Source organism: Candidatus Acetatifactor stercoripullorum (assembly GCF_944382095.1).
In the GTDB taxonomy this organism is placed as follows: Bacteria; Bacillota; Clostridia; order Lachnospirales; family Lachnospiraceae; genus Acetatifactor; species Acetatifactor stercoripullorum.
Genome location: NZ_CALWMU010000010.1, coordinates 1 through 22,251 on the forward strand (window position 1 = coordinate 1; position 22,251 = coordinate 22,251).

A 22,251-nucleotide genomic window follows, 5' to 3' on the forward strand; every position below is an offset into this window, starting at 1 on the left:
GTAAAGGTAACTGTAACGGCGGTAATATCCGCACTCATGAGCTGGCTTGGCATTCTGGCTGTGCCTGTATTTCTTCTGGTGGGATGCAATATCATTGACTATGCAACGGGCCTCTGCGCGGCAAAATACCGGGGGGATGGAGGTATCAGCAGCTATCGGAGCATCAGGGGTATCATAAAAAAGGTGTGCCAGTGGCTCTTGGTGCTGGTGGGAGCCTGGATTGATGTCCTGATAAACTATGCTGTGGACTGCGCAGGCGTGGACATCACCATTCCCTTCGTTGTAGCCACTATAGCGGCAGTATGGCTCGTAGTCAACGAGATCATCAGCATCCTGGAAAATATGCTGGATATCGGAGTGACCATGCCGCCGTTTATGATGCCTGTTGTGAAATACATAAAGCAGCAGGTAGAAGCAAAAGCAGCTGTCGCAGGACAGGAAGAAAGAGAGGAAGAGGAAAATGAGAATTAACGTACATGCAGGACACAACCCGGACGGGATGACTGGATGCGGAGGCATCGGTATCATTAAAGAGTCCACAGAAAACAGGAAGGTAAAGGACGAGGCCATCCGGCAGCTCCGCATCCTGGGGCACACTGTCTTTGACTGCACGGTCAATGACGGAAAAAATGCTTCGGATGTGCTGAAAAAGATTGTAGAGAAGTGCAATGCAAACGAGGTAGATTTGGACGTGTCCTTTCATTTCAATGGTGGCCGCAATGATTATTCAGGGGACGGAAAGACAGGGGGCACAGAGGTATTTATCTACAGCCCGGACAGCGCCGCTGCATCCTATGCCGCAGGCGTTGCGGATGCAATCGCAGATCTTGGCTATACTAAGCGGAAGGACAATACCTATCCTGTGGCAGGCGTGAAGGTGCGGCCCAGCCTTTATGTACTCAAGCACACCAAGGCCCCGGCCATGCTGGTTGAGTGCTGCTTTACAGATGACAAGGACGATGTGGAGCTGTACGACTACAAGAGCATGGCATCTGCCATTGTACGAGGCATTACGGGCACCAGCGCAGCAGATGAGGAAGCACCGGAGGAAGATTTGACACCGGAGGAGGGAGCCGTAAGCGGAGAAGCTGGCCAGCTGTACCGGGTGCAGGTAGGAGCCTATGCAGTTAAGGACAATGCCCAGAAGATGCTGCAGAAGCTGAAAGTAGAAGGGTTTGACGCGATTATCGTGTCGGCGTAAGAAAATAGCTGCTGTATCTACGATTTTAATCATTGATGCGGCAGCTCCTTTATGAGCAAATGAGACATTTTTTTTCTGAGTGGTTTTCGCATAAAGAGCAAATCATAGAATAAATTAGCAATACGCTAAACTTTCTCATGACAAATTCCATGACAAAAAATGATATAAATATGACAAATTTTAAATAAAATCGCATTATCACCAGAGAAACAAAACAGGCCGCAAACACTTGATTTTCCAGCAAAATCCCGTATCTGCGGCCTGAAATAAAAAATGGAAGCAAGGGGGCTCGAACCCCTGGCCTTTCGCGTGTGAGGCGAACGCTCATCCCGGCTGAGCTATGCTTCCATGTCTCTAATTATAACACTTTATATGAGAAAAGCAACAAAAAAATAATAGCTTTTGCCCATCAACCAGAAGCGATAGACTGTGGCAGCCTTTGGCTGCCGCAGTTTTTTGTATAAGGTGAGCGCAAATTTAACCCACAGAGCAAAATTTCATCCTGCAAGGCTGGAATGCGGCCTTTAATTATGTTATGATATGCCATGGCATATTCTGACTGATATCTGCCATGCGGGCTTTTTGAGTCCGGAATAATGGACATTATCTGCTGTATGATATAAAATAAAGAAGAAATACTTGGAAAGAGGATTCCCTATGAATCAATTTACCTGTGTGGACTTATTTTCCGGAGCGGGCGGCCTGTCAAAGGGATTTTTGGATGCCGGATATCATGTGGTGCTGGGGGTGGATCAGGATGATGCGGCCCTGGAAACTTTCCGCATGAATCACGGCGGCGCTGCTGCTATGAAGCTGGATTTATTTGACCATAACAATATAGACAAAATTGTGGACTTTTTGGAGGAAAGGAAAATCAAGCCGGATGTGCTTATGGGGGGGCCGCCGTGCCAGGGATTTTCCTACGCAGGCCCCATGGATATCAATGATAAGAGAAATTTCCTCTATCTGGCAATGGTTGAGCTGACAAAGCGTTTAAATCCTCAGGCTGTATTGCTTGAAAATGTTTTGGGGCTTTTGGAGGCCAGAGGAGGAGAGGGCGCCAGACGTATTGTGGAGGATTTTGATAAAATCGGCTACAAAATGGTGCCGGGGCTTTTGTTTGCGCCGGATTATGGCGTTCCTCAGATACGCAAAAGGGTATTTTTTGTGGGACTGCGGGATTCGGAACGTGTTTTTTCGTTTCCCGAAGGGAAGCTCGACCCGGAGCATTATGTGACCTGTGAAGAAGCCATAAGCGATCTGCCAACGCTCCAGACAGAGGATGGAAATATTCTTCGGGGAGAGAAAATTCAGGAGTACAGAACGCCTCCTATGTCTGACTATCAGAAAGAGATGAGGAAAAATTCAACAAAGGTTTATAATCACGTGGGAAGCGTTCCCATTGAAAAAACAAAAAGGATGATTTCACTGGTTCCGGAGGGCAAAAATTATCTTGCGCTTCCGGAGGAATACAGGGGAATGTACAAATACCATGAGGCACTGACTCGATATCACAGCAAAAAGCCCTCCCTCACCATCAATACGGGACACAGATCCCATTTTCATTATAAATATAACCGCATTCCTACGGTGAGAGAAAGCGCCAGGCTTCAAAGCTTCCCTGACGATTTTATCTTTTATGGAAACCAGTCACAGCAGTACAAGCAGGTGGGAAATGCGGTGCCTCCCATGCTGGGGGAGGTTTTGGCGAAGGAGCTGGAAAAATACTTGAAGCATGGTGAGGAGTAAGTTATGCCTTATAAAATGATAGACCTTTTCGCTGGGTGCGGAGGCCTTGAGGACGGTTTTCTGCAAAGCGGCAGGTATGAGGATATTGCGGCAGTGGAATGGCTGCGGCCTCAGGCTGACACGCTGATCCTCCGCCTGAAAACCAGATGGAATATTTCCGATGCAGAGGAACGGGTCATGTGCTTTGACATTCAAAGAGAGCAGGAGTTATTTCAGGGCTGGAACGACACGGCCAAACAGCCCCAGGCGCAGGTGCTGCCGGACGGCAAAAAAAGCCGTTATAAGACGGGGCCTTATGGCAGCGGCAGGGGGCTGGATTATTTCGTGAAGCAGGCAGACGGGATTGATATTATAATCGGCGGGCCTCCTTGCCAGGCTTACTCCGTTGCGGGCCGGGTAAAGGATGGAAACGGCATGCGGAACGATTATCGAAACTATTTGTTTGAGCATTATCTCAGCGTGGTCAACCGTTATCGTCCAAAGGCCTTTATATTTGAGAATGTGCCGGGTATGTTAAGTGCAATTCCCGACGGCACGCCTATAACGGAATTGATCAGAAAAGGATTTGAGGGTATCGGCTATGAAATTGTGGATGATCTGAGAACCTATGCGAAGATTGACGCCAGCGATTACGGCGTTCCACAGCACAGAGAGCGGTTGATTTTACTGGGAATAGACCGCAGGCTTGCTAAAGAGCCCCAGAAGCTTTTACATGATTTTTACACAAGCATTCTGCCCCAATATAAGACGGAGCATAAAAAGACAGTGGAGGAAGCCATTGGGGACCTGCCGCCGGCTTATCCTGTCATTGAGGGAAGCAGGCCCGGAAAACGGATCACCTTTACAAAACCGGAATGTGATATTACATGGCATGTTGCCCGCAGACACAGCCTGCGGGACATCGAAATATACAGGATGCTGGCCAAGGATATCGAATCGGGACAGAAAAAATACACCAACAGCAAGGCCCTGAGCGAATTGTATGAGGAGCGTGTGGGCGCAAAATCTCCTATACACAGATATCATGTTCTGCGAAGGGACGAGCCCAGCACCACAATTATCTCTCATCTTGACCGTGACGGGAACCGATTCATTCATTATGATCCCAGACAGAGCCGCTGCATAACCCCCAGGGAGGCGGCAAGGCTGCAGTCCTTTGATGATGATTTTGATTTTGTTGGAACCCAGACGGATACCTATATTATGATAGGTAATGCTGTGCCCCCTGCACTGGCCAGATGTATCGGCCTTGCGGCAGCGGAGGTGCTGGATAGACTTTGACGGAGAAAAAACGGGAGGAGCATGACAAAGGTCAGGACACGAGCCATGACAAAGGCTACAAAAGAACTTGTCTGCCAGCTGTGTGAAGTGGTAGACAACAGTAAATACCTGCTGTTGTCCGGCCCTATGGCTGTGGGGAAAACCTATATTGCCCAGGCTGTGGCCGCCCAGTGCGGGCTGCCCAGGTACAATGCCCAGGGGTTTTGGGGAAACAGTGGGGAAAGCTACGAAATCCTTACAGAGCTGATTCCCATCCACCCCTCTTTTTCCTATGAGGATTTTGTGAGGGGAATTTCCATGTGCGCTCAGGGAGGTTCCTTTGCGTGGGAGAGTCAGGACAAGGTATTTTTACAGGTGCTGAAAAAGGCAAAGGAAAGCTGGAGTGCAAAAGAAAATAAAAAATATTTCCTGATTCTGGATGATATCGGAAGGGGGAGCATCACGGGAATACTGGGAGATGTTCTTTCCCGAATGGAACCTGGCAGAGGGGAAGAAAAGAGCTGTGAAGGAGAAAGAACTCTGCCTCCCAATCTTTACCTGATTGCAACCTACAGTACTGCCATAGACAGTGCTGAGCCTTTTGATTACGGTCTTTTCAGACACTTTTACAGCTATACCCTTGAAAATGACTATCGCTTTCTGGAAGATGGCGCAACGGAGATTTTTCCGGAATATGATACTTCACCGAATGCCATGTTTTACAGAACCAGACGGGTGGTGGAGGATAACCTGCGCCACAGATACCAGCTGACCTGGCAGGAGCGGGAAAGGTATCTTTTGGGGCATGGTATGTTTCAAGCGCCTGTGGCTTTGGTTATGCGGTATCAGGTGATACCAATGCTGAAGCAATATGTGAAGGATGGGGTGGTGGATGCCACCGCCGGAATTGAAATAGATGCACTGGAAAGGCTTGTAACAGGGGCATACAGCAAGGAGCCTGTTCTTGCGAGGATGGACAGGATCACGGGATACAGAACCGATGTCACTGCAGATGTTTATTACAGGGAAGCGCTGACCCACCGTCCTATTGTAAATCTCATTGCCCGGATCAAAACACAGGGACTGCTTACGGATACGGAGATAGCCGACACCATGCTGTTTCATCCCGGCGTATTGGTTCGAAAAAGCGGGAAGCTGGACGGGATAGTCCGCTATTTTCCCGCACCGGCCTATCTTTATGTGAAAAGAGCCGACAGGGATTTATATACCTATGGAACCACGGTCACAGCATCCGGCGCGCCCAAAAGGCCGAGATTTTTCTATTCTGCCCAAAAGGACGATGTGCTGACCATTGATGGGATAGATTATGCGGCGGCTGCCGAGATGCAGCCCAAGGAATATACCAGATGGGACGAGTCTCTCAATTCCGATGCCTATGAAAATGAAAGAGGCTCCTCCTCTCCTAATTCCATTATGTTTCGCATTCTGCGAAGCTATTATAATGGGCTTATCAAAAACTATGATGGATATCTGCTGGATTATCCGGAGGACGACAACATAAGGCTGCTTGGAGCCTTTGCAAGAGAGGAGTTTGACCGATTTATCCAAAGTGTCAGACAAATCGGTTCGGGCTCGGATGAGGCAGAGGTGAATCTGGAGAGAAACAGAGTGTTCAGAGAGGCCATTTCCAAGCTGACGCTGCTTTGGAAGGATAAGGGAGACCTCATAGAGTGGAAGGGTCAATCTATTAAGGTGGAAGGAGTATATAAAGTGGACAGGGTTGAGAAGTACGGCGAGTATGCAAGGGCAATGGAGCTGCTTGGGATACATCAGATGATACTGCAGGGTCCTCCGGGAACCTCAAAAACTTATTCGGCAAGAGAATATTTGAAATTTGTGGGCAAAGGCGAGAGGAATGAGGAGCTTCTTTCGGATGAGGAATTGGACAGCTTTCAGATTCAAAGCTATCAGGAGGAGGATGCCATGGCAGAGTGGGAGGTGACCCATCCGGGACAGACTCCTGCCATAGCCTGGGATATTGTTCAGTTTCATCCTTCCTATGGCTATGAGGATTTTGTCAGAGGAATTGAGGTCAGCACTGTAAAAGACAGCTCCGGGGCCGGGTCTGCCATATCCTACGATACGGTCAATAAAGTGCTGGGCAGCATGGCCAGGCTGGCGGCCAGCCCCAAGTATCAGACCACAAAATTTTTTCTTGTGATTGATGAAATCAACCGGGCCAATCTGGCAACGGTATTCGGCGAATTGATTTATGGTCTGGAATACAGGGGGAAGGGTGTGGCTACGCCTTATACGGTAGACAATTCCAACAAGGTGCTTCTGCCGGATAATTTATATATTCTGGGAACCATGAACACAGCCGACAAGTCTATTGGTGGAATTGATTATGCCATCAGAAGGCGTTTTCTCTTCTTTTCCCTGCTTCCGGACGCCAATGCCATATTGAACTTCAAGCTGTCCCAGGGGGCTGATGAGGAGGAAGAAAATGAACAGAGAGCTGTGAACCGACAGGCTCTGCGCCTGTTTGAAGAGGTGGAAAAGCTGTTTCATGCAGGAAATCTGAACCCGGAGTATTATAAGGATGACGTGCAGATTGGGCATACTTATTTTATGGTGTCCACAAAAGAGCAGCTTTATCTGCGGTTCAAATACCAAATTCTGCCCATTCTGAGGGAATATTTTAAGGACGGTATGTTTCAGTTTGAGATGGGGGATGCGTCAGAGGACGGCTGGTCCGGCCTGCTTGGCTGCATTACCGGCGAAATCAATGTAAATTACGAGGAGCATAGGGTGAGGGAAATTTTTGAAAAGCTGATAGAGGAGCCTTAAAGGAGCGGTATGGGAGAGCGTCAAATGGGTTGGGAAGGTTACTGGAGGGAAGGGGCAAAGCATCAGATTATTTTTTGCGCCCGGGATAATAGTCCATTGGATAAGCTTCAGGAAAAAGTGGATGTGGACAGCATACAGTTTGCAGGAAATGATGAATGCGTCAATCTTGGAATAAGGCGTGTGAATGGGAGAATCTACGCCGGCAATTATGTGGGGCTTTGCAGATTAAAGGCGGTGGACGGGAAGCGGATTCTGTCCCGGGATGGAAGAGAAGTAATCCTGAAAATAGAGCCAAGATTTCAGCTCTCCGTTGTTGAAATGCTTCATGCACTTCGCCAGGACGATGAGTTTGAGCGCTATCTGGCTCCTCAGACCATCAGGATAAATGCTCAGGACCGGGAGCTTGAGGACTTAAAGGATAATGAGCTGTTTCATTTTTTTGACTGTGAGGACCCAATTTACATAGAGGACAATACAGCCTTGCAAAGCAGTATTATCACAGCGGCAGTGTTTTTATCATTGCTGAAAAATCTCTGTACAAGGCCGTTGATGGGAAAGATGATCACCAGGGAAGAAAATCTGGTGGGAAAGCTCAAGGGAAATATTCTGTTTAAGAAGAACATTCGACTGAACACACTGCGGGGGCGGGATGACAGGATTTACTGCCGGTATCTGCAATATTCCGAGGACATTCTTGAAAACAGAGTGCTGAAGGCGGCGCTGCAAAAGGCAGTCTTATTTTTGAACAAGTACTTCGGCCAGGCCAGCGGAAACAAGAATTCCTTCAGGGATATGATTGCATATTGCCAGAACGCGTTGTCCCATGTGAGCCATACCAGGATTACCAGACAAGACCTGGGGAAAATAAAAACCACGGGCTGTTATGTATATTATAAACCGGTGATAAACGCGGCTAAGATGGTGTTAAATGAGATTACGCTGGAGGCCAATGGGGAATCTGCTTTTACAAGTTATGTGGTGCCATATGCCGTTTCTATGAACAAGCTGTTTGAGATGTATGTGCGGTCATATCTGAAACGTGCCGGAGTGGAAACCTATACCTCCCAGTCAGACCAGATCCGCATTTTAAAATATGATTATAAGTCAAAGGTGCTCGCCCAGGGAGGCGGCGCGTATTCCAGCTATATTGGCGGCACAGTAAAACCGGATATCATACTGTACCATCCCAAAACCGGGAAGTATCTTGTCTTTGATGTAAAATATAAAAGCTTATCCGGCGGAAAGTCGGCGCGGGGGGACAGACTGCAGGTTTTGGCCTATGCTCTTTTATATGACTGTGAAAATGTAGGGATCATATTTCCTTCCATTGCCGGTGAGGAAAGCAGGTACTATGAAAAAAACCCGATTGAAAGCGCTGAGAGACGGAACCGATATTACACGCAGCTGGAAATCGCCATAGACACGGAATGGAGCTGTGAAGCAGCATCTGTGGAAAGCGGCGCTAAAATCAGTCTGCTGCAGTATCTGAAGGGGCTGATGGAGTAAATTTTCAGATGCAAAGGAGCTTTTTGACCATGAAGCCTATGCCTCATATTATTGAAATCACTGACTTTGAAGAACCGCAGCTGGATATTTATGCCAGACTTACGGAAAACCAGCTTTTAAACTGCCGGGATGGGGGCGGGGGCATCTTTATTGCAGAAAGCCCCAGAGTGATTGCCCGTGCGCTGGATGCCGGCTGTGTTCCCATATCCTTTCTGGCGGAGAAAAAGCATGTGGAGGGACAGGCAGGGGAGCTGATCGCACGATGTGGGGAAATCCCTGTTTATACGGCAGAATTTCAGGTGCTCACAAGGCTGACGGGGTTCCAGCTGACCAGGGGCATGCTGTGCGCCATGTATCGTCCCCCGCTTCCTTCCGTCAGGGAGGTCTGCGCCCATGCAAAAAGAGTGGCTGTCCTGGAGGAGGTGGAGAATCCCACCAATGTGGGGGTTATTTTCCGGTCTGCCGCAGCTTTGAATATGGATGCGGTCCTGCTGACTCCGGGCTGCAGCAATCCTTTGTATCGGAGAGCGATCCGGGTGAGCATGGGAACCGTTTTTCAGGTACCCTGGACGTTTCTTGGAGGCGGGGAACCGGAGGAAGAGGCATGGCCTAAACAAGGAATCCGTCTTTTGCGGGAGCTGGGCTTTCGAACCGCAGCCATGGCGCTGAGCCAGGATGCCCTGAAAATGGACGATCCCCGGCTGAAGGAGGAAAAGCGTCTGGCGGTTGTGCTGGGAACAGAGGGGGATGGGCTTGCGCCGCAGACGGTGGCAGCCTGCGACTATGTTGTGCGTATTCCCATGGCTCATGGTGTGGATTCCCTGAATGTGGCGGCGGCAAGCGCAGTGGCCTTTTGGGAAATCACAAAGGGAATAGCGGAAATGTGAGCACCGTCAGGCCCGGAAAATAGCATCACGGGAATTATCTTACAAAAAGCGGATTGGGATATGCCGCTTTTTGTATTTTTTTGACAAAATATTTCATTGACCCAAAAACAATTTTGCTTTATAATTACTAGCAAATCGGTTTTTTGGCTGCCTTTTTGGACAATATAGCCAGAACCAGGGCGGCTTCAACGATTGGCAGAATAATTGGTTTCCGTTTGAGCAGGCGGGAACCAGAAAGGAGAAAGTATGGATTTGCAGCTCATTTATGTCATCTCATTTTTTTCCGTGGTAATTGCATTTGCCTTTGCAGTTTACCTGTATCTTTGGGTGAAGCGGCAGCCCACAGAAAATGGAAAAATTATTGAGGTATCAGAATTGATTCACGCAGGGGCCAATACCTTTATGCGCAAGGAGTACGGTGTGCTTGCCAAATTTGCAGGTGTTGCGGCTGTGATTATTCTGATTTTGCTGCCGAGTCCCATATGGGAGGGGAATATAGGGGATAATATAGCCATGGCGATTTCTTACCTGGCGGGCACTGCGCTGTCGGCTCTCGCAGGAAAAATCGGTATTTTGGTTGCCACTCTGGCAAACTCCAGAGCGGCGGAAGGAGCGCAGAAGGGAATCAAACCCGCCTTTTTGATCGGATTCAGAGGCGGAGCAGTCATGGGCCTTGCGGTGGTAGGTTTCAGCCTGTTAGGTGTTATGGCGGTTTTGATGGTTACGGCGGATGCCACCATCCTGCTGGGATTTTCCTTTGGCGCCAGCTCTCTGGCTCTCTTTGCCAAGGCCGGGGGCGGAATTTTTACAAAGACAGCGGATGTGTCCGCAGACCTGACAGGCAAGGTAGAGCTGGGGATACCAGAGGATGATCCCCGTAACCCTGCCGTGATTGCTGACAACGTGGGGGATAATGTAGGCGATGTTGCGGGAATGGGAGCGGATTTGTTTGACTCCAATGTGGCGGCCATGTCCTCAGCTTTGGTAATGTCCCAGGCGCTGGACGGGGGAAGCGGCGCAAATACGGCCATGGTGTTCTGCTATGCAGCCCTGGGCCTGATTTCTTCTATTATCGGTATTGCCTGTGCAAGAGTAGGCAAGGAAGGAAATCCCACCAAGGCGTTAAATTCCTCTACATACACCACCACGGCGGTGTTTATGGTTCTTACGGCTGTGGCTACCTTCCTTTTCGAGGGATTCCAGTGGAGAATCTGGGGAGCTTCCGCTGTGGGACTGATCGTAGGTGTAATCATTGGTATTACCACAGACTACTTTACGGATGACAGCAAGCCTATTGTACGTAAGGTGGCCCACGCATCCCAGTCGGGCTCCGCATTTACGATCCTTTCCGGAATTTCCTATGGATTTATTTCTTCGCTGCCTGCTATGGTGGGAATCGCGATCTCTGCGCTTACAGCCTATAAGCTGTGCGAGCCGCTGGGAGAAGGCTACGCTTTGTTCGGAATTGCCATGGCAGCAGTGGGCATGCTTTCCATTGTGGGTATGATTATCAGCAATGACGCATACGGCCCTATCGTTGACAATGCAAGGGGATTGGCAGAAATGGGTGATCTCGGGGAAGAGACCATACGGGTGGCAGATGAGCTTGACAGTGCAGGCAACACGGTAAAGGCCGTAACCAAAGGCTTTGCCATCGGTGCGGCAGGTCTTACGGTCATTTCCCTTTTAGGAGCTTACATGTCGGAGGTAAACGAATCCCTTGCGGCTCTGGGAAAGGAATTGATTACAGGCTTTGATATCATGAATCCTACGGTATTTTTCGGTATACTGATAGGAGCGGCTATTCCTGCAGTGTTCTCGGCAATGCTGATGCTTGGTGTTGACAAAAACGCACAGAGAATGGTGGCGGAAATCCACAGGCAGTTTAGAGAGATCGCAGGCTTAAAGGAAGGAAAGCCGGGCGTAAAGGCAGACTATGACAAATGTATTAATATTGCCACACAGGGAGCTTTAAAGGAGCTGATTCCCGCAGGCGGCATGGCGATTGTTGCGACGATTGTGGTAGGCTTTATCGGAGGTCCTCAGGCCATTGGGGGCTTCCTGTTAGGAAATATTGTGAGCGGCCTTCTGCTTGCGCTTTTCATGTCAAATGCCGGCGGACTGTGGGATAATGCAAAGAAGTACATTGAAGCAGGAAATGAGGGTGGAAAGGGCTCGGAAGCCCATAAGGCGGCTGTTACAGGCGACACTGTGGGAGATCCCTTTAAGGATACTGCAGGTCCCTCCATTAACACACAGATTACAGTGGTTTCTCTGGTGGCGTCTTTGATGTCCTCACTGTTTGCGGCGTTGTCACTCTTTGGGTGAGATGTAAGGCATATCCTTTCGACAGATAAAAATACAGCGCACCTACAGGTGCGCTGTATTTTTGCCTGGCTGCTCCAAGGAGCAGCCCTTTTCTTTATAAGCTTTTTCAAACATTTGGAATACCTAGGACGCGCTTTTTTCCTCGTCCTCAGGAGCCGGAGCGGGATCCTTTAAGCAGACAATAGCTGTTTCTACCTGGTGATCCTGTATGTCTGTGACCTTGATCATAAGCTCCGGTGTTTCCACCTCCACAACGCTTCCGTCCTGGGGAACGGTCCCCAGAGCGCCGAACACCAGACCGTTGAAGGTGTCGCAGTCCTCGTAGGTGAGAGAAACGCCCAGGGCCTTGGATACATCATCCAGAGAGGCGCTGCCGTGAATCTTCCAAGTCTTGGAATCAATGGGCTCGATGGGGAGAATTTCATCCTCTACGGTTTCGTCGTCACTGAATTCTCCTACCAGCTGCTCTAGCAGATCGTTCATGGTGATAATACCGCTCATGCCGCCGTATTCATCTAAAACTACGGCCAGATTATTGCGTGTATGCTTCATGTTGCGGAAAAGCACGTCGGCCTTCACATTTTCAGGGACAAAATAAGCGGGCTTCACAGCGTTTTTCATAACAGATTCCCGGCTTTTGTCCTCCAGGCGGAAATAGTCCTTAGCGTTCAAAATTCCCACAATATCGTCTGCGGACTCATCGCAGATGGGATAGAGCGTGTGTCTGCTGTTGTAAATGGTGTTTTTCCAGTCCTCCATGGATTCCTCCAGCCAAAGAAGGGTGATTTCCGTTCTGTGGGTGGCAATCTCTCCAGCAGTCAGATCATCAAATTCGAAAACGTTTTGTATAAATTCCTTTTCCTGGTGGTCAATAGCGCCCTTTTCACTGCCGGCATCCACCATCATTCGGATTTCCTCCTCGCTGACCTCATCATCCTCTGCGTTTGGATCAATCCCAAGAAGCCGCAGCACTGCGTTTGTGGACAGGGTGAGGAAGGCAACAATAGGGGTGCAGAGCTTTGCAATGGTGCTGAGCAGGGTGGCCATGCCAAGAGCCAGAGTCTCTGCCTTGCGCATTGCAACCCGCTTCGGAACCAGTTCACCGAAAATCAAGGTAAAGTAAGACAGGATGATCGTGATCACTACCATGGAAATGGTGTTCAGGGTTTTTGCCGGAATGGGCACACCCAGGGAGAGCAGCCAGTCCGTCAGCATATCGGAGAAGTTTTCCGATGCAAAGGCACTGCCCAGAAAGCCGGACAGCGTGATAGCTACCTGAATGGTGGACAAAAAGCGTGAGGGCTGGCTGGTGAGCCTGGCAAGGCGTATGGCGCGCTTATTACCTTCTGCGGCCAGCTTGGCAAGCTTGCTGTCGTTCATGGAAATCACGGCGATCTCAGCGCTGGCAAAAACCGCGTTTAGTGCAATAAAAACTACCTGTAATAAAATCATTAATAAAATGGAATTTTCCAAAATAAATCCTCCTTAAGAATGCTATAAAACACAAAAAGACACAACCTGCTGCATACCGTATCATTCACGCAAGCACAGGCTATGTCCTATTAAGCTCAATATATAGCAAACAGGATGATTATCTCCGGTGTTACTGTCTCCGTCGTCCATGGCGTATGTATGTTTCTCCTTTCCCATATGATAGATACGATCTTTATTCTATCGGAAAATGCGCAGTACGTCAATAAAAAGTTTATAAAATTTGCAAACAACTGGGGAAATCCTTATCTTGACATTTCGTGCAGCATTCTGCTAAATAAAAGGAGAGGGGAAACCGGATGAAAGGAGGACGCTGATATGTTATTAGCAGAGCAAAGACATACCTCAAATGACAAAGAAATCATACTTCGCAGCGCAAGACTGGATGAAGCACAGATGCTGATTGATCATTTGAAAACCGTAGCAGGTGAGACAAGATTTCTATTGTGTGAGCCGGACGAAATACAATATACGCAATCACAAGAGGAACAGTTTATCAGGTCGCATAATGAGGCGAAAGATGCGATGCTGATATTGGCATTTGTAGATGGGGAATATGCGGGAAACTGTTCGTTTCAAGGTAAAGCTGGAAGCAGAAGAACAGGTCACCGGGCTGGAATCGGAATAGCGCTTTATCAAAAATATACAGGTTTCGGTTTGGGGCGGATTATGCTTACTGTACTTTTGCGGGAAATCAAGAATATTGGGTTTTCACAAGCTGAATTGACAGTAGTAAGCGACAATAAGAGAGCTTGTCATTTATATCAAAGACTGGGATTTACGGAATGCGGACGAATTCCGAATGCCAACAGATACGATGATGGAACCTATTCGGATGATATTTTGATGGTTTTGCAATTTTAGGAAGAAAAATCTTCATGGAAGCAGTATAACGCCAGGGTCAGTGCAGAAATGGAGTTGAACATGACGGAAGAATTATTGCGGGAGCTGAAAAAAATCACTCCGGAAGAACAGAAGATTCTTTCGGGGACACAGGAAATTGAAAAAAGTCTGTATATGTCGTCGGAAACGGATGTGATTGATGCCAAAAAGCTTCTCGAGGCGGGAAAGATGATACAGGTGCGGACCCACACCCGCTTTGTCCATTTTCCGAAGCATACACACAATTATATAGAAGTGATTTATATGTGCTCCGGCAGCACAAGGCATATTGTAAACGGAGAGGAAGTAGTTTTGAGACAGGGAGAGCTTTTGTTTCTCAACCAGAGAGTGACCCAGGAAATTTATCCGGCGGGGGAGAACGACATAGCGGTAAATTTTATAATCCTGCCTGAATTTTTTGATTATGGACTGAAAATGATGGAGACCGAGGAAAATCTGCTGCGGGACTTTATCATAGACTGTCTGCGGGGGGAAAATGGGACCAATGGTTATCTTCATTTTAAGGTGGCGGATATTCTCCCGGTTCAGAATCTTGTGGAAAATCTGATCTGGACCATTATGCACAGGCAGCCCAATAAGCGCAGCATCAACCAGGCCACCATGGGGCTTTTGTTCCTGCAGCTGATGAACTGCATGGATAAGCTGGAGACGGATGAGGGCAGCGGACGGCAGAAGCTGATTATCACGGTGTTAAGCTACATTGAATCCCATTATCGGGACGGGGAGCTTTCAGAGCTGGCAGAAAGTCTCCACTATGATGTGTACTGGCTGTCAAAGGAAATCAAAAAACGTACCGGGAAAACCTATACGGAGCTTTTGCAGGCCAAGCGGCTTGGCCAGGCGGCATATCTGCTGGGGACGACCTCTATGTCGGTTATGGAGGTGGCGCTGGCAGTGGGATATGACAATATCAGCTATTTTCACAGGATATTTCAAAAAAAATATGGCTGTACGCCCAGAGCCTACAGGCTTTCTGCGTCTCTTCCCAGGCAGAAGGAGCGCTGAGAGGATGGAATTTAAGACATGATTGGAAATGCCATGGTAACAGCAAATCCCCCTTGTTTTCCGTGGTCAAAAGATACTGTTCCTTTGTGGGCGGAAACAATCTGTCCTACAATCAAAAGCCCTAAACCGTGCCGTGGTTCGGCAGTTCCACTGTCACTCATCATATAGTGGGGCGTAGTCCTGAGCTTTTCTAACTTTTCATCCGTTACGCCTATGCCGTTATCTTCAATGATAATTTTGTATTCCGTACCGCTTTTTCGGGCGCATACCGAAATCGTGCAGCCATCAGGATTGTGAGCTTGAGCATTTGTAATCAGATTTCCGATTGCCCGCCGCAGCAATTCCTTATCTCCCTTTATGACGCAGGCCGACAGTGCTTCGTCCGTGTTCCACTCTATGGGATATTTTTCTTCCATACCCAAATTGATAAAATCAACAACGCTCTGTCTTGCAACCGCTACGAGATTGACAGGCTTTGGATCGATTGGCTGCATATTATATTCTAACTTGGACGCAAGGTTTAAGTCATTGATGAGATTCTTCATTTTTATACTTTGCTGACGGATAATCTGTGCTTTTTTTCTTTCGCTTTCCGGCAGGCTTTCGTTGTCCTCAATCTGTCCGGCATATCCCATTACCATAGAAAGAGGTGTGCGAATGTCGTGTGATACACCGGAAATCCAGTTTGCCCTTGCTGTCTCTTTCCTTTGCAGGTTTCGCTTCTGCCTTTGGAGAATATCAGATGTTTGATTGATTTTAGCGGCAAGGCCGGATAGAAGTCCTTTCTCCTTGACATAAACAGGCTCGCCAGAAGGCAGCGCCTGTATGCCGTTTGTAATCGGCTTGACGGATTTCAGTAGCTTGGAATTGGCAATCATATAGATCAGAAAAATCAAAAAAACATTCACACCTAACACAATAAGAACAGTATAGGGAGCGTTTTTGATGAAATTATAATCCCAGCTGGGAGCCATATGCTTCCAGAATCGGTCTTTCGGATAACCGACAACAACTAATCCGTTTTCAGCTTCTCCCGCATAGGTAGGGTATCCGTCAATATATCCCCGTGTCAAGCCTGCAATATCGGAGATCGTATATTGCAGAGGAACAGTATCCGGCAGATTTTCCGTATGCCATTTTACCTCTAAGGTGTCATTATCAATATAGATTGCCCAGGCATTTTCCTGGCTTAACCGATCCGCCATATCGCTGGATAAGACGTATCCCTTCTCCGTTTTCTGCAAAGCTTCCGCAGTCTCTCTTGCAGTAGTATACGGCCTGATATTCGATATTTGATTGGCTGAAATCACTGCAAGGATGATAATGTTAAGGACGATAACCAATATCATGCTTAACAGCAATATTCCCACAAACCGCCGGATAAGTTTCGTAATATCTTTCATATTAATCTCCATTCCACGCGACGGGGCGATGAGAAATCCGCGCATGCGGTTTCTCATCTGCCATCAGACAAATTTGTGACGCTCCGGCACAAATTTGGGATTGAAAAATCAGCTCATCAGAGTGATTTTTCAATCTATTTCCCCGCTAATACCAACTTATAGCCCAGTCCTTTCACAGTAATGAGGGATACAGGCTTTGACGGATTCGCTTCAATTTTTTCCCGGATTCTGCGGATATGTGCCATGAGAGAATTCTCATATCCGTATGGGTTATCTCCCCACGCAGCTTCACATAACTGATCTATGGTTACAATTCTTCCTGCATTACGATAAAGCGCCAACAAAATATCGTGCTCTTTTGCGGTCAGCGGAAAATGCTCCTGATCTCTTATGACTTCGGCACGGTCAAAATCAATTTGACTTCCAGAAAGCTGAACAATGGGACTTTCCCCTTTGTAATAATGCCGTAAAATGATTCCTATGCGTAAGGATAATTCTTTCGGCAGGAATGGCTTTACCATATAATCATCAGCGCCAAGTCCTAAGCCTTTCAGTTTGTCCTCATCTTCTCCCCGGGCAGTTAAAAAGAGGACGGGAACTTCAGTAAAAGTTTTCATTTGCTCAAATAAAGAAAAACCGTTCCCATCCGGCAGCATGACATCCAGAATGCCAAGATCCGGCTTCCATTCCTTACACATATGTAAAGCTTCGGACACTGTCCCGGCGGTTTTTATTGCTTTGAAGCCGTCCTGCTCTAAAATAGATGTCACCATTTCCAGCAAGTCAGCCTCGTCGTCTACGATGAGGATTTTTTTATATTTCAAATAATCATAGTCCATAATGCAATTCTCCTTTTTTATATTATAGCACATAATGAAGAAAGTTCGGCGACAGCTTCCAAATGTAAGGTAAATGTAAGGTAGAGAGAAGGTTGACGCAAGGCTGCGGTCTTATACTAAAGCCAACAAAGGAAAGGAGATGTCACAATATGAATATAATCGAAACTCAAAATCTAACGAAAACCTATGGAGATTTCACAGCGGTATCTCATCTGAATCTCCATATTAGAAAAGGAAGCGTTTATGGATTTCTCGGCCCCAACGGGGCGGGAAAATCCACCACAATGAAAATGTTTCTCGGCCTTACGAAACCCACAGACGGGAGCTTTCATATCGACAAAAAAACATATACGTCAGACCGTGTTTCCATTTTGAAGGAAGTGGGTTCCTTTATTGAAGCACCTGCATTTTATGGAAATCTGACCGGAGAAGAAAACCTTCAAATCATACGGAAAATTCTCGGACTGCCGAAAAGCTGCGTGGATGACGCTTTGGAGCTTGTAGGCTTAACAGAATTTAGGAAAAGACTTGCAAAGAAATATTCACTTGGAATGAAACAGCGTTTAGGCTTGGCGGGGGCATTGATTGGCAGACCGCCGATTCTGATTCTCGACGAGCCCACCAATGGACTTGATCCGGTGGGCATCCACGAAATCCGCACCCTGATCCGCTCTCTGCCGCAGAAATATGACTGCACGGTATTGGTTTCTTCCCACTTGCTCTCCGAGGTAGAGTTGATGGCGGACGATATTGGCATTTTGAATCACGGCAGTCTTTTATTTGAGGGAACAATGGATGACCTGAAAAGGAGCGCTCGTGCTGCCGGATTTCCCACTGATAACTTGGAAGATACTTTCCTTGCTATGATTGATGAGGATAATCAGCGGAGAGGAGGTGCGGCATGAGCCTCTTAATCGAATCCCAAAAGTTAAAACGCACAGGTTATCTTCCTGCGTTTTTAGCAGGAGGCTTTCTTGCGGCAGCCTTTCCGGTTGTCTATATGATGGTAAAAGCGCAGGAGCTTACTTTGGCCTCGGGAAAACCGATTGCTGTATTGATGTCTGCAAATTGGCAAATGATGGCTATGCTGAATATTCTCATTTCCATTTGCGGCGCTTGTACGATGTATCACACAGAATACGCTGATAATGGGACGCAGAAAATGTCAGTGCTTCCGATTCGTCAGGGAAACTTGTTTTTCAGTAAATTTGTGATTGCCGCTTTGGTTTTATCCGTTATGGTGGTCACCGAAATGGCGGTTTTAGCCGGCTGCGCTGAGTACTGGTTTCCAAGCTATGTATTTGACCTGACCGAAATATTGAAAACCGCAGGTTTCCAAATTGTCGTTACGCTGCCGACCGTAATGCTTATGCTGGTCATTGCGTCTGCCTGTAAGAATATGTGGGTATCCCTCGGTATCGGGGTGATTCTCGTATTTACCTTTTCCATTTTCCCTCAGGACAATGCCGTGCTTGGCCTGTTCCCCTTTGCTTCGCCCTATCAAGTGCTCTCTACGGCAGTAGAAAACAGCCGTACCGCTTTGTATGTAATTGCTTGCGGAATCGAAACTGCCTTGTTCGGCATTGCGGAGGTTATTTATCTGAAAGTAAGGAGGTGCTATGAATGAGCTTTTTATCCTTAGTGGGAGTGGAATTCAAAAAAATCCGCCGCTCTAAAATCTTTTTGATATTGTTTATTCCTATAATTATGATGTGGATTCCGAGCATTATCAATGCAGATATGAATTTTGATTTGAGGGGTATCCCGATCACTCCCGAAAACAACTTTTTCATTCAGGGTTTTATGGGTATGGCATGGTTTATGATCCCGGCGTCGCTGGTAATCTGTACCGTGCTGCTCAATCAAACGGAGCGCTCGAACAAAGGGATTTTGAAAATGCTGTCCCTGCCGGTTGGCACGGCCAAATTGTGCCTCGCGAAATTTACTGTTTTGCTGATACTGGCGGCAGTACAGATGATAATGTCCATTGGCGCGTATTATATCAGTGCGGCAATTGTTACCAATACCCAGGACTATCACTTTATCCTTGAGCCGTTATATGTCTGCAAAACTGTATGCAGCATATATGCCGCGGCAATCCCCATGGCTGCTGTGTACCTTGCGATTTCCACTTTAATTCAGTCTCCCATTTTTTCGGTTGGTATCGGTTTGGCTTCTATTGTACCTTCTGTGCTTATGATAAACACAAAAATTTGGTTTGCATACCCGATGAGCTATCCGTTCTATTTGTTAATGGTAGCGTATGGGAGAGTTGCCTGGGGCGTTTATGAAACACAAATTGCATGGCTACCGTGGCTGCCTGCTGCAGCCGGGATCACAATTTTAGCACTTGCCGTATCCTGTATTCGATTCGGCGCATCTGAAAGGAGATAACTACAATGAAAAACAAAATTTTAATTGCTGTTTCTGTCATTATGCTGTTTGTTCCGTGGACGATCTTACCCTTGCGCAGCTTTGACTGGGCATTGAAGTCGCCGGTGGCGGAGATTATGATTTACAGTTACGCCGCCTTTATGATTTTTTCAGGTATCTTTTCTATTCTGGCGTATACCAAAGGCAGGGTGAAATCCAAACTTATGCAGGTATGTGTTGTGATTAACAGCATTTATGCGGTCGGCGCGATTGCGATCATTGCTATGAATATGATAACAAGGATTGGCGGGTGATGATATGAAAAGAATTCTGACTGTTTCACTGCTCTCCTTGTGTTTGATCTTTGCCATCACGGGGTGCAGCGGCGATAATGTAAAAGACAATGTGATAAACGGCTTTAACGATATGCTCCAGTATTTCAGCAAGTATGCTCTTACAGACGAAAAAGATTTACAGGGCGATAAGACCAAAGGTGAGGATACCTATACAGGCTCCTATCATGCTGAATATGATGACTTTAACGGTACTGAATATATATTCGGAGGTACAGGGCTGGAACGGGAAAACGGAAATGATCTTACCGTAATTTACGAGCTGACAGTTGATTCCGGTACAGTTAAATTTTATTGGCGTGATAAAAACGAAGAAAAAATTATCGCAGATACAAGCGATACAGGCACATATTCCGTTACGCTTGATGAAGGGGATAACTATCTTTCTTTAGAGGGAGATAATTTTTGCGGCTCATTGCAGGTGACTGTGGAATGAGGGAGAATGTTCGTTGAGCTAAGTTAGAATCTGCTTCCGAGCCGATATGATCGCTCTCTGGTTTAGATATCAATTTTTCTTATAGAACGAAACAGAGGAATTAAAACAGGCATAGTAAAGCCCTTCATCAGCCCTTGGCAAATCAGGACACTTTTTTAAACAAATGGTGTCCTTTTTTTTGTCCTTTTTATAAGCTATCATATAACGTAGAATACTAAGGAAACCAGATTTTGCGCAAAACGAAAAGGAGAGGGTGTTTCATGGAGCAGTATTATCTTGCCATCGATATCGGCGCTTCCAGCGGCCGCCATATTCTCGGACATTTGAAGGAGGGAAGGATGGTGTTAGAGGAGGTGCACCGTTTTCCCAACGGAATGGTGGAAGAGGACGGAGAGCTTGTGTGGGATGTAGACAGGCTTTTTGAGGAAATCAAGACAGGAATGAAAAAATGTAAGGAAATCGGGAAAATACCTGTCAGCGCGGGCATTGACACCTGGGGGGTGGACTTCGTGCTGCTTGACGAAAAGGATCAGCGCATTGGAAATGCAGCTGCTTACCGGGATGGCAGAACCAAGGGAATGGATGAAGAGGTATATAAGATCATTCCGGAGAAAGAGCTGTATGCCAGAACGGGAATCCAAAAGCAGTCCTTTAACACCATTTATCAGCTGATGGCATTAAAGAAAAAAAAGCCGGAGCAGCTTTCTAAAGCCAGGACGCTTTTGATGATTCCGGATTATTTCCACTTTCTTCTGACAGGAAAAAAGGCGTCGGAATACACCAATGCCACAACGGGGCAGCTGGTAAGTCCAAAGACCAGGGACTGGGATTTGGAGCTGATTGAAAAGCTGGGCTATCCTGTAGAAATCTTCCAGAAGCTGTCCCTGCCGGGTACCGTCCTTGGCAACCTGAAGGAGGATGTGGCTGCTGAAATCGGTTATGACTGTAAGGTGGTCATTCCGGCAACTCACGACACAGGCTCGGCTGTGATGGCGGTGCCTGCCAAGGGAGAGGAGGCCGCCCTTTATATCAGCTCGGGCACATGGTCCCTGATGGGAACAGAGCTTAAGGAGGCGGACTGCTCCGAAGCAAGCAGAGAGCATAACCTTACAAATGAAGGGGGATACGATTATCGTTTCCGTTACCTGAAAAATATTATGGGGCTGTGGATGATACAGTCGGTAAAAAAGGAGATCGGAGAAGGCCTGGGCTTTGGGGAAATCTGCCAGATGGCCTCCGAGTGCAGCATTTCCTCTATCGTAGACTGCAACGATGATCGTTTTCTTGCGCCTGAGAATATGACCAAAGAGGTGTGCAAAGCCTGCCAGGAGACAGGGCAGCAGGTGCCGGAGGGAATCGCTCAGACGGCGGCGGTTATTTACAACAGTCTCGCCAGGTGCTACGCGGCCACTATGCGGGAGCTGGAGGAAATCACCGGGAAAACCTACGACAGGATACATATTGTGGGCGGAGGGGCCAATGCGGATTATTTAAACCGCCTTACCGCTGCGGCGGCAGGGGTTCCTGTGTACGCCGGGCCTACGGAGGCCACTGCCGCAGGAAATCTTGCGGCCCAGATGATAGCGGCGGGAGAGCTTAAGGACTTACAGGGTGCAAGAGCCTGTGTTTTTCAGTCCTTTCCCATTGTGGAATATCTGCCGGAAGAATGAAAAAGGAAACCAAGCAAATTAAAATAAAGGAGGAAG

Annotated in this window: 19 protein-coding genes and 1 tRNA gene; 16 read left to right on the forward strand and 4 right to left on the reverse strand. The window is 47.4% G+C overall.

The window, feature by feature from the left end:
- Both SHK35_RS04445 and SHK35_RS04450 read left to right on the forward strand, forming a co-directional pair.
- The coding region (locus SHK35_RS04445) for a phage holin family protein (RefSeq protein ID WP_318708791.1) at window positions 1-471 on the forward strand (471 nt) is incomplete at its 5' end.
- Entirely contained in the window at window positions 461-1,201 is a 741-nt protein-coding gene (locus SHK35_RS04450) for an N-acetylmuramoyl-L-alanine amidase (protein ID WP_318708793.1), read from the forward strand. The genes SHK35_RS04445 and SHK35_RS04450, both read left to right, overlap by 11 nt.
- A 274-nt stretch (window positions 1,202-1,475) precedes the next feature.
- Here SHK35_RS04450 and SHK35_RS04455 read toward each other — a convergent pair.
- Window positions 1,476-1,549 (reverse strand) — tRNA-Val (locus tag SHK35_RS04455).
- Between the two features lie 309 nt (window positions 1,550-1,858).
- On the opposite strand from SHK35_RS04455, the gene SHK35_RS04460 reads away from it, so the two are divergent.
- The 6 genes from SHK35_RS04460 to SHK35_RS04485 all read left to right on the forward strand — a co-directional run bounded on the left by SHK35_RS04460 (window position 1,859) and on the right by SHK35_RS04485 (window position 11,742).
- On the forward strand, window positions 1,859-2,950 hold the full coding sequence (locus SHK35_RS04460) for a DNA cytosine methyltransferase (protein WP_318708795.1): 1,092 nt from the start codon (window positions 1,859-1,861) through the stop codon (window positions 2,948-2,950).
- Between the two features lie 3 nt (window positions 2,951-2,953).
- Entirely contained in the window at window positions 2,954-4,231 is a 1,278-nt protein-coding gene (locus tag SHK35_RS04465) for a DNA cytosine methyltransferase (RefSeq protein ID WP_318708796.1), read from the forward strand.
- A 21-nt stretch (window positions 4,232-4,252) separates the two neighbouring features.
- A complete protein-coding gene (locus SHK35_RS04470) occupies window positions 4,253-7,021 on the forward strand; it encodes an AAA family ATPase (RefSeq protein ID WP_318708797.1) in 2,769 nt (922 codons plus the stop codon).
- A gap of 24 nt (window positions 7,022-7,045) precedes the next feature.
- Complete coding sequence (locus SHK35_RS04475; RefSeq protein ID WP_318708798.1) at window positions 7,046-8,527, forward strand: 5-methylcytosine restriction system specificity protein McrC; 1,482 nt, start codon at window positions 7,046-7,048, stop codon at window positions 8,525-8,527.
- A 38-nt stretch (window positions 8,528-8,565) separates the two neighbouring features.
- Window positions 8,566-9,414: a TrmH family RNA methyltransferase gene (locus SHK35_RS04480; RefSeq protein ID WP_318708856.1), complete on the forward strand. Its 849-nt coding sequence runs from the start codon at window positions 8,566-8,568 to the stop codon at window positions 9,412-9,414.
- Window positions 9,415-9,660: 246 nt separating this feature from the next.
- Window positions 9,661-11,742, forward strand: a complete 2,082-nt coding sequence (locus tag SHK35_RS04485; RefSeq protein WP_318708799.1) for a sodium-translocating pyrophosphatase — start codon at window positions 9,661-9,663, stop codon at window positions 11,740-11,742.
- 123 nt (window positions 11,743-11,865) lie between these two features.
- On the opposite strand, the gene SHK35_RS04490 is transcribed toward SHK35_RS04485, so the two are convergent.
- Entirely contained in the window at window positions 11,866-13,215 is a 1,350-nt protein-coding gene (locus tag SHK35_RS04490) for a hemolysin family protein (protein ID WP_330638182.1), read from the reverse strand.
- 336 nt (window positions 13,216-13,551) lie between these two features.
- Between SHK35_RS04490 and SHK35_RS04495 the strand changes: the two genes are divergently transcribed.
- Window positions 13,552-14,097: a GNAT family N-acetyltransferase gene (locus SHK35_RS04495; protein WP_318708800.1), complete on the forward strand. Its 546-nt coding sequence runs from the start codon at window positions 13,552-13,554 to the stop codon at window positions 14,095-14,097.
- Window positions 14,098-14,157: 60 nt separating this feature from the next.
- On the forward strand, window positions 14,158-15,141 hold the full coding sequence (locus tag SHK35_RS04500; RefSeq protein WP_318708802.1) for an AraC family transcriptional regulator: 984 nt from the start codon (window positions 14,158-14,160) through the stop codon (window positions 15,139-15,141).
- A gap of 11 nt (window positions 15,142-15,152) precedes the next feature.
- Here the strand turns inward: SHK35_RS04500 and SHK35_RS04505 are convergent, their stop codons facing one another.
- Together SHK35_RS04505 and SHK35_RS04510 are read right to left on the reverse strand one after the other, a co-directional pair.
- Window positions 15,153-16,544, reverse strand: coding sequence for a sensor histidine kinase (locus SHK35_RS04505; RefSeq protein WP_318708803.1), 1,392 nt, complete (start codon window positions 16,542-16,544; stop codon window positions 15,153-15,155).
- A 134-nt stretch (window positions 16,545-16,678) separates the two neighbouring features.
- Window positions 16,679-17,383, reverse strand: a complete 705-nt coding sequence (locus tag SHK35_RS04510) for a response regulator transcription factor (RefSeq protein ID WP_318708804.1) — start codon at window positions 17,381-17,383, stop codon at window positions 16,679-16,681.
- A 149-nt stretch (window positions 17,384-17,532) separates the two neighbouring features.
- Here SHK35_RS04510 and SHK35_RS04515 point away from each other — a divergent pair, with 149 nt between their 5' ends.
- The 6 genes from SHK35_RS04515 (at window position 17,533) to rhaB (ending at window position 22,215) form a co-directional block, all read left to right on the forward strand.
- Window positions 17,533-18,288, forward strand: coding sequence for an ABC transporter ATP-binding protein (locus SHK35_RS04515; protein WP_318708805.1), 756 nt, complete (start codon window positions 17,533-17,535; stop codon window positions 18,286-18,288).
- A complete protein-coding gene (locus SHK35_RS04520; RefSeq protein WP_318708806.1) occupies window positions 18,285-19,010 on the forward strand; it encodes an ABC transporter permease in 726 nt (241 codons plus the stop codon). Before SHK35_RS04515 ends, SHK35_RS04520 begins: the two co-directional genes overlap by 4 nt.
- The gene (locus SHK35_RS04525; RefSeq protein WP_318708809.1) at window positions 19,007-19,777 is read left to right on the forward strand and encodes an ABC transporter permease; all 771 of its coding nucleotides are present in this window, start codon (window positions 19,007-19,009) and stop codon (window positions 19,775-19,777) included. The genes SHK35_RS04520 and SHK35_RS04525 overlap by 4 nt, the downstream gene beginning before the upstream one ends.
- Before the next feature lie 5 nt (window positions 19,778-19,782).
- Window positions 19,783-20,070 (forward strand): hypothetical protein, encoded by a 288-nt coding sequence (locus tag SHK35_RS04530; RefSeq protein ID WP_318708810.1) that lies wholly within the window; start codon window positions 19,783-19,785, stop codon window positions 20,068-20,070.
- Between the two features lie 4 nt (window positions 20,071-20,074).
- Complete coding sequence (locus tag SHK35_RS04535; RefSeq protein ID WP_318708811.1) at window positions 20,075-20,545, forward strand: hypothetical protein; 471 nt, start codon at window positions 20,075-20,077, stop codon at window positions 20,543-20,545.
- Window positions 20,546-20,805: 260 nt separating this feature from the next.
- Complete coding sequence (gene rhaB, locus SHK35_RS04540; protein WP_318708812.1) at window positions 20,806-22,215, forward strand: rhamnulokinase; 1,410 nt, start codon at window positions 20,806-20,808, stop codon at window positions 22,213-22,215.
- Window positions 22,216-22,251 lie beyond the last annotated feature (36 nt).

Coding starts and splice junctions, on each gene's coding strand:
- SHK35_RS04485 (WP_318708799.1), top strand. CDS start 9,661: ATGGATTTGCAGCTCATTTATGTCATCTCATTTTTTTCCGTGGTAATT.
- SHK35_RS04535 (WP_318708811.1), top strand. CDS start 20,075: ATGAAAAGAATTCTGACTGTTTCACTGCTCTCCTTGTGTTTGATCTTT.
- SHK35_RS04510 (WP_318708804.1), bottom strand. CDS start 17,383: ATGGACTATGATTATTTGAAATATAAAAAAATCCTCATCGTAGACGAC.
- SHK35_RS04460 (WP_318708795.1), top strand. CDS start 1,859: ATGAATCAATTTACCTGTGTGGACTTATTTTCCGGAGCGGGCGGCCTG.
- SHK35_RS04525 (WP_318708809.1), top strand. CDS start 19,007: ATGAGCTTTTTATCCTTAGTGGGAGTGGAATTCAAAAAAATCCGCCGC.
- SHK35_RS04465 (WP_318708796.1), top strand. CDS start 2,954: ATGCCTTATAAAATGATAGACCTTTTCGCTGGGTGCGGAGGCCTTGAG.
- SHK35_RS04475 (WP_318708798.1), top strand. CDS start 7,046: ATGGGTTGGGAAGGTTACTGGAGGGAAGGGGCAAAGCATCAGATTATT.
- SHK35_RS04520 (WP_318708806.1), top strand. CDS start 18,285: ATGAGCCTCTTAATCGAATCCCAAAAGTTAAAACGCACAGGTTATCTT.
- SHK35_RS04515 (WP_318708805.1), top strand. CDS start 17,533: ATGAATATAATCGAAACTCAAAATCTAACGAAAACCTATGGAGATTTC.
- SHK35_RS04495 (WP_318708800.1), top strand. CDS start 13,552: ATGTTATTAGCAGAGCAAAGACATACCTCAAATGACAAAGAAATCATA.
- SHK35_RS04480 (WP_318708856.1), top strand. CDS start 8,566: ATGCCTCATATTATTGAAATCACTGACTTTGAAGAACCGCAGCTGGAT.
- SHK35_RS04470 (WP_318708797.1), top strand. CDS start 4,253: ATGACAAAGGTCAGGACACGAGCCATGACAAAGGCTACAAAAGAACTT.
- SHK35_RS04530 (WP_318708810.1), top strand. CDS start 19,783: ATGAAAAACAAAATTTTAATTGCTGTTTCTGTCATTATGCTGTTTGTT.
- SHK35_RS04500 (WP_318708802.1), top strand. CDS start 14,158: ATGACGGAAGAATTATTGCGGGAGCTGAAAAAAATCACTCCGGAAGAA.
- SHK35_RS04505 (WP_318708803.1), bottom strand. CDS start 16,544: ATGAAAGATATTACGAAACTTATCCGGCGGTTTGTGGGAATATTGCTG.
- rhaB (WP_318708812.1), top strand. CDS start 20,806: ATGGAGCAGTATTATCTTGCCATCGATATCGGCGCTTCCAGCGGCCGC.
- SHK35_RS04450 (WP_318708793.1), top strand. CDS start 461: ATGAGAATTAACGTACATGCAGGACACAACCCGGACGGGATGACTGGA.